General features: G+C 32.3%; 15 protein-coding genes. 7 read left to right on the top strand and 8 right to left on the bottom strand.

The genetic code is table 11. The features are described 5' to 3' along the window. Window positions 1–2 precede the first annotated feature (2 nt). On the bottom strand, window positions 3–1,169 hold the full coding sequence (locus tag ACIJYH_RS02195; protein WP_435164232.1) for a UxaA family hydrolase: 1,167 nt from the start codon (window positions 1,167–1,169) through the stop codon (window positions 3–5). 4 nt (window positions 1,170–1,173) lie between these two features. Continuing rightward, window positions 1,174–1,458 carry a UxaA family hydrolase gene (locus tag ACIJYH_RS02200; protein ID WP_435087388.1) on the bottom strand — a complete coding sequence of 95 codons (285 nt, stop codon included), beginning with the start codon at window positions 1,456–1,458 and terminating at the stop codon, window positions 1,174–1,176. A 115-nt stretch (window positions 1,459–1,573) separates the two neighbouring features. Here ACIJYH_RS02200 and xsc point away from each other — a divergent pair, with 115 nt between their 5' ends. Further along, window positions 1,574–3,358, top strand: a complete 1,785-nt coding sequence (gene xsc / locus ACIJYH_RS02205; RefSeq protein ID WP_435163651.1) for a sulfoacetaldehyde acetyltransferase — start codon at window positions 1,574–1,576, stop codon at window positions 3,356–3,358. A 39-nt stretch (window positions 3,359–3,397) separates the two neighbouring features. Next, window positions 3,398–4,702: an NAD(P)/FAD-dependent oxidoreductase gene (locus ACIJYH_RS02210; protein WP_435163652.1), complete on the top strand. Its 1,305-nt coding sequence runs from the start codon at window positions 3,398–3,400 to the stop codon at window positions 4,700–4,702. On the opposite strand, the gene ACIJYH_RS02215 is transcribed toward ACIJYH_RS02210, so the two are convergent. Genes ACIJYH_RS02215 through ACIJYH_RS02240 form a run of 6 tightly spaced genes read right to left on the bottom strand, consistent with a single transcriptional unit; the run spans window position 4,699 to window position 10,369 of the window. Continuing rightward, the gene (locus ACIJYH_RS02215) at window positions 4,699–5,850 is read right to left on the bottom strand and encodes a M24 family metallopeptidase (protein WP_435163654.1); all 1,152 of its coding nucleotides are present in this window, start codon (window positions 5,848–5,850) and stop codon (window positions 4,699–4,701) included. The genes ACIJYH_RS02210 and ACIJYH_RS02215 overlap by 4 nt on opposite strands. Next, a complete protein-coding gene (locus ACIJYH_RS02220) occupies window positions 5,850–6,626 on the bottom strand; it encodes a fumarylacetoacetate hydrolase (protein WP_435163655.1) in 777 nt (258 codons plus the stop codon). Before ACIJYH_RS02220 ends, ACIJYH_RS02215 begins: the two co-directional genes overlap by 1 nt. 9 nt (window positions 6,627–6,635) lie before the next feature. After that, a complete protein-coding gene (locus ACIJYH_RS02225) occupies window positions 6,636–7,439 on the bottom strand; it encodes a M23 family metallopeptidase (RefSeq protein ID WP_435163657.1) in 804 nt (267 codons plus the stop codon). Further along, on the bottom strand, window positions 7,424–8,182 hold the full coding sequence (locus tag ACIJYH_RS02230; protein WP_435087374.1) for an SDR family NAD(P)-dependent oxidoreductase: 759 nt from the start codon (window positions 8,180–8,182) through the stop codon (window positions 7,424–7,426). Before ACIJYH_RS02230 ends, ACIJYH_RS02225 begins: the two co-directional genes overlap by 16 nt. Window position 8,183: 1 nt before the next feature. Further along, window positions 8,184–8,774, bottom strand: coding sequence for a TerC family protein (locus tag ACIJYH_RS02235; RefSeq protein WP_435095346.1), 591 nt, complete (start codon window positions 8,772–8,774; stop codon window positions 8,184–8,186). Then, on the bottom strand, window positions 8,774–10,369 hold the full coding sequence (locus ACIJYH_RS02240; RefSeq protein ID WP_435163659.1) for a GMC family oxidoreductase: 1,596 nt from the start codon (window positions 10,367–10,369) through the stop codon (window positions 8,774–8,776). Before ACIJYH_RS02240 ends, ACIJYH_RS02235 begins: the two co-directional genes overlap by 1 nt. Before the next feature lie 149 nt (window positions 10,370–10,518). On the opposite strand from ACIJYH_RS02240, the gene ACIJYH_RS02245 reads away from it, so the two are divergent. From ACIJYH_RS02245 to ACIJYH_RS02265, 5 genes are all read left to right on the top strand, one after another. Continuing rightward, a complete protein-coding gene (locus ACIJYH_RS02245) occupies window positions 10,519–11,616 on the top strand; it encodes a TRAP transporter substrate-binding protein (protein ID WP_435163661.1) in 1,098 nt (365 codons plus the stop codon). A 68-nt stretch (window positions 11,617–11,684) separates the two neighbouring features. After that, window positions 11,685–12,323, top strand: coding sequence for a TRAP transporter small permease subunit (locus ACIJYH_RS02250; RefSeq protein WP_435095340.1), 639 nt, complete (start codon window positions 11,685–11,687; stop codon window positions 12,321–12,323). Continuing rightward, a complete protein-coding gene (locus ACIJYH_RS02255; protein WP_435163663.1) occupies window positions 12,324–13,658 on the top strand; it encodes a TRAP transporter large permease in 1,335 nt (444 codons plus the stop codon). Window positions 13,659–13,684: 26 nt separating this feature from the next. Then, window positions 13,685–15,142 (top strand): cytosine permease, encoded by a 1,458-nt coding sequence (locus ACIJYH_RS02260; protein ID WP_435163665.1) that lies wholly within the window; start codon window positions 13,685–13,687, stop codon window positions 15,140–15,142. A 5-nt stretch (window positions 15,143–15,147) separates the two neighbouring features. Beyond that, window positions 15,148–15,894, top strand: coding sequence for an SDR family NAD(P)-dependent oxidoreductase (locus ACIJYH_RS02265; RefSeq protein WP_435163667.1), 747 nt, complete (start codon window positions 15,148–15,150; stop codon window positions 15,892–15,894). Window positions 15,895–15,896: the final 2 nt, after the last annotated feature.

Raw genomic sequence — 15,896 nt, forward strand, 5'->3', positions numbered from 1 at the left:
TTTTATGCACTTCTGTAAAGCTTAGTCATCACAAATTCTTTGTGACCTAAAGCTTCAGCGCAAGTTAATCTTCCATTAGCAACTCTCAAAGTAGTTTTGATTAATTCATCTCCAGCTTGAGACATATTCATTTCACGAGTTAATATTTTTGAAACGTCGCAATCAATATGTTCACCCATACCTTTTACAGTCAATGGATTAGCTGTAAGCTTAACAACTGGCTCAATTGGGTTACCAACGATATTACCTTGACCTGTTGGAAACAAATGAATGTTAAAACCCGCTGCTGCTTGAAGTGTAACACACTCTGCTGCTGCTGATGAAGTATCCATAAAGTACAAACCTTTACCTTTAGTTGGTTCTTCTGCTGGTTCCAAAACATCTATAAATTTACAATTTCCGATCTTTTGGAAGTTTCCAAAAGCTTTTTCTTCAATCGTAGTTAAACCACCAGCAATATTACCTGCTGTTGGTTGGCTTTCTGAAAGATCATCTGTTGCTTCTTTTAAAATAAAATCATTGTAAGAGTTCCAAGTTTTCATGAATTTATCTGAAGCCTCAGGAGTCGCACCTCTAGTTGCACAAACTTGCTCTGCACCTGTTAATTCTGAAGTTTCACCAAAACATAAATGAACACCCATCGGCTCTAGTTTGTCCATTAAATTTCCAACTGTTGGGTTTGCAGCTAATCCAGATGTTGTATCAGATTTACCACATTTTACAGAAATCCAAAGATCACTCATTGGACATTCTTCTCTTTGTTTTTCTGAAGCCCACATTACAAATTCTTGAGCTTTTTTTGATGCTTTCATTGTAGTACCAATGTCTCCAGTACGCTCAATGTGAAATCCTTCAACTGGTTTTCCAGTTTTAGCAATCCCATCTACAATTTTTTTAGTCCATTTTGGCTCAATACCAATAACTATTACTGCAGCAACATTAGGGTTACATCCAGTTCCAATCATAGTCCTAAAATGAAGTTCTAAATCTGCTCCAAATTGTAGTCTTCCATATGAATGGGGTAGTGCGATTGTTCCTTTAATATTATTTGCTACAGCTTCAGCACATGCATTAGATATGTCATCAACTGGTAGAATGATTACGTGATTTCTTGTACCAGCTCTGCCATTTTCTCTTTTATAACCTAAAAAACTTTTTGGAATTTCCATATTATTACCACTTCTTTGTTTTAACATTGTGAACATGAACGTGTTCACCTTTTTTAATTGATTTAACCACTTTACCTATATCATGACCATATTTAAGGATTGTGTCACCCTCATTAAGATCAATCATAGCAATTTTATGTCCTAAAGGGATTTCATCTACTGATTGAATATTTGTTGAACTGTCATCTTCCATTATCCAGCAAGCACAGTCTTGTTTTGGAGTGATTTTTTCAATAACAACTACTCCTACGTTGTCTTTTTTATCATGAATTATAATGTCTGTAGCCATATTTATTGTGTCGATTTGTTTGTTTGAAATTTGTAAAATCTTATATATTAATCGCAAAAATTAACAAACGATTTTTAAATATTATAAATTTACACTTTAGAGGAGTTCTAGTTTTATGACAAAGATGACAACAGAAGAAGCTTTTGTAAAAGTTTTACAAATGCACGGAATTGAACACGCATTCGGAATTATTGGATCTGCTTTTATGCCAATTTCAGATATCTTTCCAGATGCTGGGATAACTTTTTGGGATGTTGCTCATGAAACTAATGGTGGATTAATTGCAGATGGCTACACAAGAGCCACTGGTAAAATGTCAATGGTAATTGCACAAAACGGACCTGGAATTACTGGATTAGTCACACCTATTAAAACGGCATATTGGAATCATACTCCATTGTTATTAGTTACACCTCAGGCTGCAAATAAAACTATGGGACAAGGTGGTTTTCAAGAAGTTGAGCAGATGAATTTATTTAAAGATATGGTTTGTTATCAAGAAGAAGTTAGAGACCCTTCAAGAATGGCTGAGGTTTTAAATAGAGTTATTGAAAAAGCAATTAGAGGTTCGGCCCCGGCACAAATAAATGTTCCAAGAGATTATTGGACACAGGTAATTGATATTGACTTACCGCCAATCGTAAGATTGGAAACTCAAGGTGGAGGAGCAGATGCAATTAAAAAAGCAGCAGACTTATTATCAAACGCAAAATTTCCAGTAATTTTATCAGGCGCAGGTGTTGTAATTGGTGGAGCTATTGAAGATTGTAAAAAACTTGCTGAAAAATTAGATGCACCAGTTTGTTCTGGGTATCAACACAATGATAGTTTTCCAGGAAGTCACCCATTAGCGGCTGGCCCACTAGGATATAATGGTTCAAAAGCAGGAATGGAATTAATTCAAAAAGCTGACGTTGTATTAGCATTAGGAACAAGACTTAATCCTTTTTCAACTTTACCAGGTTATGGAATGGATTACTGGCCTAAAGATGCAAGCATCATTCAAGTAGATATGAATTCAGATAGAATTGGTTTAACCAAAAAAGTTTCAGTTGGAATTTGTGGTGATGCAAAATTAGTTGCACAACAACTCTTAGCTCAACTTTCACCAACAGCTGGTGACACTGATAGACAAGCAAGAAAAGATATTATTCATCAAACTAAATCTGCTTGGTTACAAAAATTATCAAGTCTTGATCATGAGGACGATGATGAAGGTACAGTTTGGAACGAAGAAGCCAGAAAAAGAGATTCAGATAGAATGTCTCCCAGACAAGCCTGGAGAGCAATTCAAGCAGGGATGCCTGAAGATGTTATTATCTCAAGTGATATTGGGAACAACTGTGCAATTGGTAATGCATATCCTACATTTGAAAAAGGAAGAAAGTATTTAGCTCCAGGATTATTTGGTCCTTGTGGTTATGGCTTCCCTTCAATTTTAGGTGCAAAAATCGGTTGTCCAGATACTCCAGTAATAGGTTTTGCTGGTGATGGTGCTTTTGGTATCAGTATGAATGAAATGAGCTCATGTGCCAGAGAAGAATGGCCAGCAATTGCAATGGTTATTTTTAGAAATTATCAATGGGGTGCTGAAAAAAGAAACACAACTCTTTGGTTTGATGATAATTTTGTTGGAACAGAGTTAGACCCAGAATTAAGTTATGCAAAAGTTGCTGATGCATGTGGATTAAAAGGAGTTTCTGTTAGAACAATGGAAGAAACTACAGCAGCTATCAAGCAATCTTGTGAAGATCAAAAGAAAGGAATTACAACATTTATAGAAGTAATTCTGAACCAAGAGCTTGGTGAACCATTTAGAAGAGATGCAATGAAGAAACCAGTTAAAGTTGCTGGTATCAACAAAGCAGACATGAAAAAACAACCTTCTTTAAACTCTTAAGAACTTTAAAATTTATACCAATTATCGTACAGTCACTTCATGGAAGTGACTAACGATAATTGTTGTAGTTGGGTTAAAGATTTAATTCCTCGAACAAATGTTAAAACACTTCAATTAAATGAGGATTGTCAATGGTTAGTAATTGGAGCAGGTTACACTGGGTTGTCTGCTGCAAGAAAATTAGGTCAATTACATCCAAATCAAAGAATTATACTAGTTGATGCTCAATTAGCAGGTGAGGGTGCTAGCAGCAGAAATTCAGGATATTTGGTTGATACAACACTTAATGATGGTTTCACTTCAAATAAAGAGTTGGATAACTATAAAAAAAAAGCTGATATTTATGAATTAGGAATAAATATTGTTAAGAAATTCATAAACGAACATCAAGTAGATTGTGATTGGAATGAATGTGGAAAATATTTTGCATCTTCAAAAAAAGAAGATGAAAAAATTTTAAGAAACTTTTCTGATACTCTTACAAAATTAGATTTTGAACATAATTTATTATCTAATAATGAATTATCTAAAAGACTAGGTACTAATTTTTATAATATAGCACTTCATACCAAGGGTGGAGTTTTATTGCATCCTGGAAAACTAGTTAGAGCAATGGTTGACGTATTACCAAAGAATGTTTGTTTATATGAAAATTCATCATTAATAAGTTGGAATAAAACTAAAGATATAATCTCTTGTGAATTTAAAAATGGTAAAATTAATACTAAGAAAATTATTTTTGCTACAAATGGTTTTTTGAAATCATTAGGAATAAAATCAAACTATAATTTTCCAATTACTTTAACTGCAAGTATGACAAGACCATTGACTGATGATGAATTTAAAACTATTGGTCAGCCAGAAGAGTGGGGCGTGCTACCTGTAAGACCAATGGGCGCTACAATTAGAATGACTAAAGATAAAAGAATTTTGATAAGAAATACAGCAGAAGTTCACAATCCTTTTAAAATGAAAAAATCAGATCTAGAGATGAGATCAATTAATCAAAGAATTGGTATTAAAAAAAGATTTTCACAATTACCCGAAGATATAATTCAATCATCATGGTCTGGCGTTGTATCCAGAACAAGAAATAGTTCGCAAATATTTGAAAAAATTGACAACAATGTTTTTGTTGCTGGTTGTTATAATGGCTCAGGTATTGGTGTAGGTACTTTATTCGGTGAACAAATTGCTATTAAAGCAAGCGAAGAAAACACAAAAGAAATAGAAATTATAGAAGCAAGAAATAAACCTACTTGGTTACCACCTCAACCATTTTTAGATTTAGGTGTTAAAACGCGTCTAATTTATGAACGTTTAAGAGCTAGGTCAGAAATTTAAAGAACAACCAAATCTAATTTTTGCTTACCTAATCTTTCATTACCATTCTCTGTAACTAAATAAGTTTCACCTAAATTCATGGCTAAATTACTATCTGAATCCATTAATATCATGTGCATAAAGAAGATATTACCAGGAACAATCTTATATGGATTTCCAGTGTATAGCATTGGCCAATCCATCCAATTAGGCGAGAAAGTTGAACCTAACGAATATCCACAAGCATTCATTCTTGCTTTATTAAACCCTAAATTGTCAAAAGTTGTTGCATGAGCATCAAAAACTTCTCCTGCAGTTTTTCCTGGAACTAAAGTTTTTACACAATTAGTTAATGCTTCAACACAAGCTTCATGCATTTTTGTATGTTTGATGTCAGCTTTTCCTATAGGTATAGTTCTAAACATTGCAGAATGATAATGTTTAAAAGTACCAGCCCATTCTAAGCTTAGTTGATCTGTATTTGATAAGTTTCTTTTTTCGGCTTGATATCTGCAGAGTAGGGCGTTATCTCCTGATCCAATAATATATTCATTAGCAGGATAATCGCCACCACCTTCAAGAACTGCTCTTTGCATTTCAGCTAAAATTTTTGCTTCATTAGCACCAGCTTTTGCATATTTCCATGCTTCATCTAATGCTCTATCTGCAAGTTCAGCTGCTTGTCTTACATAAATTAATTCTTCTTTAGATTTAATAACTCTTAATTTTGTTATCAATTCAGATTGATCTTCGACTTTACAATAATTTTCTAAGGATTTATTTAATCTTAAAGCATTACGTCCTGTCATTCCATAAGCTTCATATTCAATACCTATATTTTTATTTTTTAGATCAAGTTCTTCTAAAATTATTTTAAGATCATCTGTTGGATTAATTCCATCTTTATCAACCCAAATTCTTATATCTTTAATATTTGATGTATTTTGTGCCTGTCTCAAGTCAGGTGCACGAGTTAATAAAATTACATTTCCTTTTTGATCCAAGACTAAAGTTTGAAAAAAAACATATCCAAATGTATCGTATCCTGTCAACCAATACATGGACTCTTGTCTAAACATTAAAAGAGCATCTAAATTTTGCTCTTTCATTGATTTTAAAACATCTTGTTTTCTATTAGAAAACTCTTCTTTACTGAAATGAAGTGCCATTAAGAAATAATTGCTTTTACTGAACCTAATTTATCGATTTTACCAGTGTACAAACCTTTACCAAGAATAGGAACCACACCCACTGTGGAGCCTGTAAACACATAAAAATCTTTTTCTAAATCAACTTTATCTTTTTTAACTTTGTTTAAAACAAATCTTAAAGAATTAAGAGGGTTAATGTAAACAGCATTTGTATTTCCATTGACACTTTGTTTAATTTTTTTGTTTGAAATATTAGTTTTTAAATTTCTAATATTAATCTTTTTATATTTTTTCTTTTGCCCAATCAAAAACTTAACATTTCCTCCAAAATCACTACTTAAATCGCCAAAAGAGGTAATACCTTTTCTTTTTTGTCTATAGCCAACAACCTCTATGCAGGGAGCCATATGAGATATAAATTTGGTAACGTTTTTGTTTGTAATTAAACCCTTTGAGCTAAAAAAAGATTTCTTTATTAAATAACAAACCTCAAGTTCAATTCCTAAAGTTGATTTATTTATTTTTACTCGCTTACCATTTTTTAAAAAATTTCTTTTATAAACTGAAGCATAAAAAGGTTCTTTTTCTTTTAATTTTTTTAAAAGAGGAATTCCAGTCCCACCAGCTTTATAACCAATTATTGGTTCTTTAATTTTACTTTCACATAATTTTCTAAATTTATCTGCTTCTGTTAATTTTTGAGTAAATTTTTTTGGAATAGGTGCAATAATTTTATTTTTTAGAAAGGCGTTAACTAATTTATCTGAAAGTTTATCTTTTAAAGTTTTTTTCATATAACTTTATTATTTTAATACAGACATTGGATCAAGTCTTGTTTGAAACCAATTAATTCTAAAATCTAAATGTGGGCCGGTTGATCTTCCTGTTGATCCAACAGTCCCAATTACATCCCCTTGATTTATTTGGTCACCAACTGATACCAAAATATTTTCGAGGTGAGAATATATTGTTGAAATTCCATGCCCATGATCCATTATAATTGTTCCACCAGTATAATATAAATCATCTTCAGCCATTGTTACCACTCCTGTTCCAGAAGATAAGATCATTGTTCCTTGTTTTGCAGCAATATCAATACCGTAATGTGGCCATCTAGGTTTACCATTTAATATTCTTTGACTTCCATAAACACCACTTATGATTCCTTCAACAGGCATGATAAATTTTTCTTTAAAGAAAAGTAAATTAGAATTAATTGATCGTGCTTCACCAATAGCGTTATTTTCTTTTTTAATTCTTTTATAAACTGACTCTGGAGGAGTTACTTTACTTTCCGCAAGGCCGTCAATTCTTTGAATATTATATTTTCTTTTTAAAACTTTTTTTGTAATTTTAGATGTTTTTCCATTTAAAGTTTTAGTAAAAGTTAGGTCAAATTTTCTGTCTCTATCAATTCCAAAAACAAAGAAGCCATCTCTGGATACTTTTACTTCTTTTTTATTAACTTTAATTTTAGCTTTAGGATCAGTTTTACCTAAAATAAAATGCCCTTGAGTGAATTTCCCTTGGAACTCTATGGCGTTAACTTGAGAGGTTGTGAAGATTAAAAATACTAAAAAAAATCTATAAATTATTGAGCTGTCCATCCGCCATCTATTACTATTGATGTTCCTGTGATCATTGAAGAAGCTGATGAAGCTAAGAAGCAAACCGATGTTGCAATATCACTCTCTGTTGCAGCTTTCCCTAATGGAATATTACCTAAAGCTAATTTTTTAAATTTTTTATTTTTGAAAAAGTTTTTAACCATTGGTGTTTCAACAAAAGTAGGTGCTACAGTATTAACTCTAATATTATTTTTCGCCAGCTCAACACCCATACCTTTGGTCAACCCTTCAATACCAAATTTAGTCATGTTGTAGACATTTCTACCGCTCATGCCAACATGGCCTAATTGAGAAGACATGTTGATTATTGAACCAGGTCTATTTTTATTTTTTAACATTTTTTTAACCACAAGTTGAGCAACATTAAAAGCTGCTTTAAGGTTTAAATCAACTAAGTAGTTCATACTTTGTTGTTTGATTTTTTCAAATGGTTCAGGAATATTAGTTCCCGCATTATTAACAAGAACATCTATAATTTTAATCTTTTCTATCTTTTGTTTTAAATCATTATAGTTCATTACATCACATGGAACTTTAACAATTTTGCCTTTAACTTTTTTTATCTCTTTTTCTAATTTATCTAAATCAGATGAAGTTCTGCTTAAAGCAATAACTGTTGCGCCTGCTTCAGCCAAGGCAATAGAGCAAGCTCTACCTAAGCCTTTTCCAGCACCTGTAACTAATGCGTATTTATTTTTTAAGTTAATTTTTTGTAAATACATATTAAATAAATAATTTTAAGTCTGTATAGATTAATTCTATAGCAACTACCAGAATAGCAATTAATCCAACCCAAGCAATCCACTTATACTCATTAATCCATCTAGATATTAAATTTGCAGCAGTAGCCATTAAAATAATTGATAAAGCTAATCCAAAAATTAATAATACGTAATGATCCCCAGCAGCTCCTGCTACACCTAGCACATTATCTAGACTCATTGTAAAATCAGCCAATAAAACTGTCCATATAGCTTTCATGAAGCTTGAATTATCAACTTTTATATCTTCTTCATTAGATTGACCTTTGATCACATCAACATAAAGTTTGTAGACAATATAAAGTAATAATAATCCACCAATTAGTCTTAATCCTGTAATTTGTAGTAAGTATGCTGTTAACATTGTTAAGATAATTCTTAAAATTACAGCACCACCTATGCCCCAAAAAATTACTTTTTTTCTTTGCTCTACTGGAAATTTAGAAGCAACCATTCCAATAATAATTGCGTTATCACCTGCTAATACTAAATCTATAAATATAATTTGACTTAAAATAACGAGCTGTTCAGCTCCAAATAATTCTGAAAACATTAGCTGCTTAATATCATATCTGCACCTTTTTCTGCAATCATTATTGTTGGTGCATTTGTATTTCCTGAAGTGATGTTGGGCATAATCGAAGCATCAATTACTCTTAAATTATTAAGACCTCTAACTCTTAATTTTTCATCAACTACTGACATATCATCTTGACCCATTTTACAAGTCCCAACAGGATGAAATATAGTTTGCGCATAATTTGAAGCTTCTTTAACTAATTCTTCATCATCATTAATATTTATTCCAGGCCTATATTCCTCTGGTGCATATTTTTTAAACGTTTCAGACTCTAATATTATTTTTCTAGTTAATTTAAGGCCTCTTGCGGCAACCATTCTATCGTGATCAGTTGAAAGATAATTTTGTTTAATTTTAGCGTAAGTTCTTGAATCTTGATCTACTATACTCACGTGACCTCTGCTTGTGGGTCTTATATTTGAAACAGTAGGGGTGAAGGCATGAAAATCATGGTTTTTAGTAGCACCTAATGTATCCATACTCATTGGTTGAACATGCCACTGCAAATCTGGTAATTCTAAAGAAGGATCACTTTTGGCAAACATACAAAGTTGACTGGCACCCATTGTCATTGGGCCACTTCTGTTAAACACATACTCTAACCCAATCATCAAATTACCAAACAAACTATTAATTTTTTTGTTAAGTGATTTTAGTCCATGAACTTTATATATTGGCCTTAACATTAAATGGTCATGTAAATTTTCACCAACACCATTTAATTCTTGCACTAAATTTATCCCTAATTTTTTTAATTTTTCCGCATTACCAACACCTGATACTTGTAAAATTTGAGGTGAGCCAATTGCTCCAGAGGAAAGAATTATCTCTCTATTGGCTTGGACTTTTTTAAGTTCATCACCATGCCAAAATTCTACTTCTTTAGCAGTTTTGTTTTCAAAAATTATTTTTTTTATATGAGCATTAGTAACAATTCTTAAATTTTTTCTATTCTTGATTGGATTTAAATAACCAACTGATGTGCTGCATCTAAAACCATTTTTTTGGGTTACTTGAAAATAACCACATCCATGATTATCACCAGTGTTAAAATCTTTAGTTTTAGGAATACCAAACTCTTCAGCAGCGTTTTGGAATTCATCTAAAAGAGGCAAATGAATTCTTTGATCAGAAACTGATAGTGGGCCGTCAGCTCCATGAAACTCACTTTTTCCTCTCTCTTGATTTTCAGCTTTTATAAAGTAAGGTAAAACATCGTCCCACCCCCAACCAGAATTTCCAGATTGTCTCCAAATGTCATAGTCTCTATGTTGACCTCTTATATAAAGAAGACCATTAATTGATGAACTTCCACCTAAAGTTTTTCCTCTAGGATATCTTATGGAAATATTGTTCATACTTTCATCGGGCTCTGTTCGATAACACCAATCAGTATTTGGATTGTGCATTGTTTTAAAATATCCAACAGGGATATGAATCCAAGGATAGTTATCTTTACCACCAGCTTCTAAAAGTAAAACTTTATGATTTGGGTTTTTAGATAATCTATTAGCAAGTACACATCCTGCAGATCCAGCACCAAGAATTATAAAATCAAAATTTTCCATTAACTTAGAACTCTTATAAATTAAAATTATTTATTTATAACAAATTTACTAAAAAATGTTGAATAAATACATATTAACCCTTGTTATACTTTTAAAATTTTGACAGGGTACTTTTTTTATAAAAAAAACAACAAGAGGAAAAATACAATATGAAAAAAATCATATCATTAGTTGTAGGAACACTTCTTTTAACAGTAATGACTGTTACAGGAGCAAATTCTGCACAAACTCTTAAGTGTCAAACTGTAATTAGTGCAAAAGCTGACGAAGTGAAAATGTTAAAAGATTTCACTGACACAGTAACTGAACTTACAGAAGGTTCACTTAAGTTCGAAATTATGCCAGCTGGATCAGTAGTTGGTGTTAAAGAAACTTTAGATGCAGTAGATAAAGGTCTTATCGATTGTGGTTTCGCTTGGACCCACTATTGGTCAGGTGATCACCCAGCAGCTATGTTATTTGGTTCGCCAGTAGCAGGTGCAGGTGTTGGTATTGATAACATCGCATTTTTATCTTGGTTCCAATATGGTGGTGGTAAAGAACTTTACGACCAACTATGGTCTGAGATGGGAAGAGACATCAAAGGATTTATGTTACAACCAGTAGGCCCAGAAGCTTTAGGTTGGTTCAAAGAGCCAATTAACAGCATGGCAGACTTTAGAAAGTACAAGTTCAGAACTCCTCCTGGAATTCCAGGACAAACTTATAAAGATATTGGTGTAGCTTCTGTTGCAATGGGTGGTGGAGATATTCTTCCAGCTCTTGAAGCAGGAACAATTGATGCTGCTGAGTGGTGTTGTCCAAAGCCTGACATGACATTCGGTTTCCAAAAAGTTCTAAAACATTACTACCTACAAGGTCTTCACCAAGTAGTAGTAAACGCTGACTTCTATATAACAGGAAGCAAATATAAGAAAATGTCTGCTTTAGAGAAGAAAGCTTTAGAAGTTGCTGCGAATGCATCTTTATCAAAATCAATGAGTTACAGAATATACGAAAACGGAAAAGCTCTTGCTGAGTTAACTGGAAAACATGGTGTAATTTTACATGATACTCCAGCTGACTACTTCCCAGCGTATATGGCTGCTGCTAAAAAATCTTTAGAGACTAATGCTGCTAAGAACAAGTTCTTTGCTCAAGTATGGCAGTCTCAAAAAGACTTCGCAGATATTGCAGTACCATTCTGGTCTGGATCTCAAATGTCTAATGCTAAGCTAGGAATGGCTCACGCAGCGACATTAAAATAGTATTAAAACTTTATATAAAGCGGACAAGAAATTGTCCGCTTTATTTTTATTAATTAAAGAATTTTTACATGCCAAGAAATCACAAACCCAAAAAACCAGTTAAACCTATGAAGCTCGACATTTCAGATGAAATGATAGCTGAAAGAAGAGGTGGTTCAGGACCAATGCCCAAGAGCATGCCCAAGTGGATGGCATCTTCAATTACAAAGATTGATTTATTTAATAAGTGGGTTGGTAATACAGTTTGTTGGATTACAGTTCCTTTAATATTGGCAATGACATATGAAGTTTTAGCCAGAAAATTATTTACAGCACCAACAATGTGGGCATACGACATGAGCAGATTTATGTACGGTGCTTTATTTATGTTAGGTGCAGGTTATGCACTATCAAAAGGTGTGCACATTAGAGCAGATTTTTTATATAGAAATTTTAAAACCAAAACACAGGGAAGAATAGATTTTTGGTTATACCTTTTATTCTATTTCCCAGGATTAATTGTTTTTCTTTATATGACTACTGGCTTTGTTCAAGAGTCGATAATGAGAGGTGAAAGAGGAATGGATACAGCTTGGATGCCATATATGTGGCCTATTAAAGCCTCCCTATGGTTCGGGATAGTTTTCTTGCTTATTCAAGGAGTTTCAGAGTTATTTAAAAGTTATTGGGCTGCCACAAAAGGTGTTTGGCCGGGAGAAGAAGAATAAATGTTAGCAGAGTTTATAGATCCAGCGATTTTAGGTTTTATTTTAATTGGAGTAATGTTGTTCTCTATATTTGTTGGATTTCCAATTTCATTCACATTGATATTTTTAGGATTTGTATTTGGTTACTTAGGTTTTGGTAAATTAGTGTTCTATTTAATGACTTTGCAGTTCTCAATGGTCATGACCGAACAAACCTTGGCTGCCGTCCCGCTCTTTGTCTTTATGGGAATAATGATGGAACAAGCTGGATTAATGGAAAGATTATTTTCTGCATTCCAGTTGATGTTAGCAAAAGTTAGAGGTTCACTTTATTACGCAGTGCTATTTGTTTCAGTGGTATTCGCTGCCGCAACAGGAATAGTTGGTGCTTCAGTTACAATTTTAGGAATCATGGCTGCAAAGTCCATGAACAAATCAGGATATAACGTAAGATTAGCAGCTGGAACAATTACAGCTGGAGGTACTTTAGGTATTTTAATTCCACCAAGTATTATGCTTGTTGTAATGGGACCGATTATGGAAATACCTGTTACTGATTTATTTGCAGCTGCGATTATACCAGGGATTTTACTTGCAACTCTTTATGCTGCATACACAACTATTAGATGTTGGATTGATCCAAGTTTGGGTCCAGTGTTACCACCAGAGCTTAGAGCAACAAGTATGAAAGCTGTTTGGGTTGAATTCTTTTTAGGATTGGTGCCACCTGCAGCATTAGTATTTGCAGCACTTGGAAGTATTCTATTTGGTTTTGCAACACCAACAGAAGCTGCTGGTTGTGGTGCAATGGGTTCTTTGTTGTTGGCCTTAGCATATAGAAAATTAACACTTAAAAAATTACAAGATGCATTAGTTAAAACTTTAGAAATCTCAGCTTTAATAATGGTTCTAGTTGCAGCCTCAAACTTTTTTGGTGCAGTCTTTTCAAGACTTGGAACTCCAATGTTATTAACTGACTTTTTGCTAGGTCTTGAGATGAATAAGTATTTAATTTTAGCTTTGATCATGGTGATGATCTTTTTGCTAGGATGGCCTTTAGAATGGGTTCCAATTGTCATGATTATAATTCCAATAATCTTACCTTTAGTTGAGGCATTAGGGTTTAATTTGACTTGGTTTGCAATCTTGGTTGCGGTCAATCTCCAGACGGCCTGGCTGTCTCCTCCTGTAGCCTTATCTGCATATTTTTTAAAAGGAGTTGTTCCAGAATGGGATTTAAAAGATATCTATTATGGAATGATGCAATTCATGGTTATTCAGGTAATAGGTTTAGTATTAATAATTATATTCCCTAAGATCGCATTGTGGTTACCTGCCTATCTATATGGACAGTAGAAATTATTAGTTTATTATAATTTTTAGTGAATCAGCCAAAAGTAAAATATTCTCTTTCAAACTGGGATCTTGTTACAGTTAACCCAAATTATAAAAAATGGGATTGGAAAGACCTCTTTTGTTATTGGGGCGTTAATGTTCAAAGTATAATAGGATTTTCTTTAATTGCTTCATTATACACGATTTATAGTTTGAATACTTTTGTAGTTTTTTTTGGAACTATATTAGGATCATTGTTAGTTTATTTATTTTCAAATTTAATCGGTGCACCCTCACAAAAATTTGGCTTACCATTTGCGGTTTTACTAAGGTCTTCTTTAGGGTTTAGAGGTGCAAAATTTTTTGGTTTATTTAGAAGTATTGTTGGAATATTTATGTTTGGTATTCAAACATATTTTTTATCAAAAGCTATTGGTTATCTCATAAGAATATTAATTTTCTCAATTGATAATTCTCTTTTAGATCAAGAAATCTTTCTTACATTTTTGTTAGGACTAAACATTATTGACTGGATATCGTTTAGTGGTGTTATTATTTTTCAAGCACTAATATTTAGTGTAGGAATTCAATTTAATAAAAAGTTAATTAATATTTCTGCTATTACAGTTTATGCTGGAATGATATTTTTTTTCTTTGTTGTACTTTTAAGTGATGTAAAGGTCACATCTAAAGCGTTTATTGATATTTTAGATTTTAAAAATTTTTTAGACATCAATAATTTAGTGCCATTAGTAACAGTAGCAGGAACAATTTTTACATATTTTTCAATAATAATTTTGAGTTTTGGAGATTATTCAAGATATGTAAAAGATGAGAAAAATTTAGAAAAAGGAAATTATAGTTTAGTTTTAAATCTAATTATATTTTCATTTTTTGCTGTGTTTATTGTTATTGGATCTGACACATTTTTAAATCAAAAATTTGAAGATTTAGACAGAATTTTTACAAATCCTACAGATATCATTGGTAAATTTGATAATTTGCAAATTACCATTGTAGTTCTTTTTTTTATAATTGTTGCTTCAGCCTCTACAAACTTGGTAGCAAATTTTATCCCATCTCAATATTCACTTATTAATTCTATGCCAAATAAACTAACTCTAAAAAGCGCTAGTTATATAATTTCAATTATAGGTTTTTTAATTGGTATTTTTTGGCTTACATTTTTAAGTCAAATTGGAATTTTATCTTTTATAGATACATTTGGTGCATTTTTTGGACCTTTATTTGGTGTAATAATAACTGATTATTATCTGATAAAAAAAAGTAGCTTAAGTAATAAAGATATCTACTCTGTTGAAGTCGACAGTGCATATTATTATTCAAAAGGATGGCACATCAAAGCAACATATTCTTTAATTTTGGGTTTTATTTTTTCTGCTTCAACAATTTGGAATGTTAATTTAATGTTTTTACAATCATATGCTTGGATTATTGGTGCAATTGTATCTTCAGTAACGTATTACTTGATGGCAAAAAAATAAATTTTATGAATGAATTTGATTTTAAAAATAGAACAGCTGTAATAACTGGTGGCGCTCAAGGTTTTGGTCTTGATATTGCAAAACGTTTTTTAAACTCTGGTGCTAAGGTTATTATTTGGGATATTGATGAAAAGTTGCTTAAATCAGCTATTGATGAAGTCAATAGTCCTAATTTAAGCTATAATACAGTTGATGTTTCAAATTATAAACAAATTGAAAGTACAGTTTCAGATATAACAAAGAAATCTAATATTGATATTTTAATTAATAATGCTGGGATTACAGGTCCAACAGCGCCATTATGGGAATACGATGTTGAAATGTGGAAAAAAATTGTGGAGATAAACCTAGTAGGTACATTTAATTGCTGTCGAGCAATTGTACCCAATATGATTGAAAAAAATTATGGAAGAATAGTTAACGTCGCGTCCGTTGCTGGAAAAGATGGAAATGCAAATGCAAGCGCATATAGTTCAGGCAAAGCAGGAGCTATTGGACTAACAAAATCACTTGGTAAAGAGTTAGCTGATAAAAACATAGCTGTAAATGCAGTAACTCCTGCTGGTGCAAAAACTAGAATTTTAGATCAAATGAGTAAAGAACATGTTCAAAGAATGCTTTCAAAAGTTCCGAGAGGTAGGTTTTTAGAAATACATGAGTTCACGTCATTAATCTGTTGGCTTTCCTCAGAAGAAAATTCATTTTCAACAGCAGCTGTTTTTGACATTAGTGGTGGTAGATCTACCTACTAAAT

It is taken from the genome of Candidatus Pelagibacter bacterium nBUS_25, from assembly GCF_051200975.1.
In the GTDB taxonomy this organism is placed as follows: Bacteria; Pseudomonadota; Alphaproteobacteria; order Pelagibacterales; family Pelagibacteraceae; genus Pelagibacter.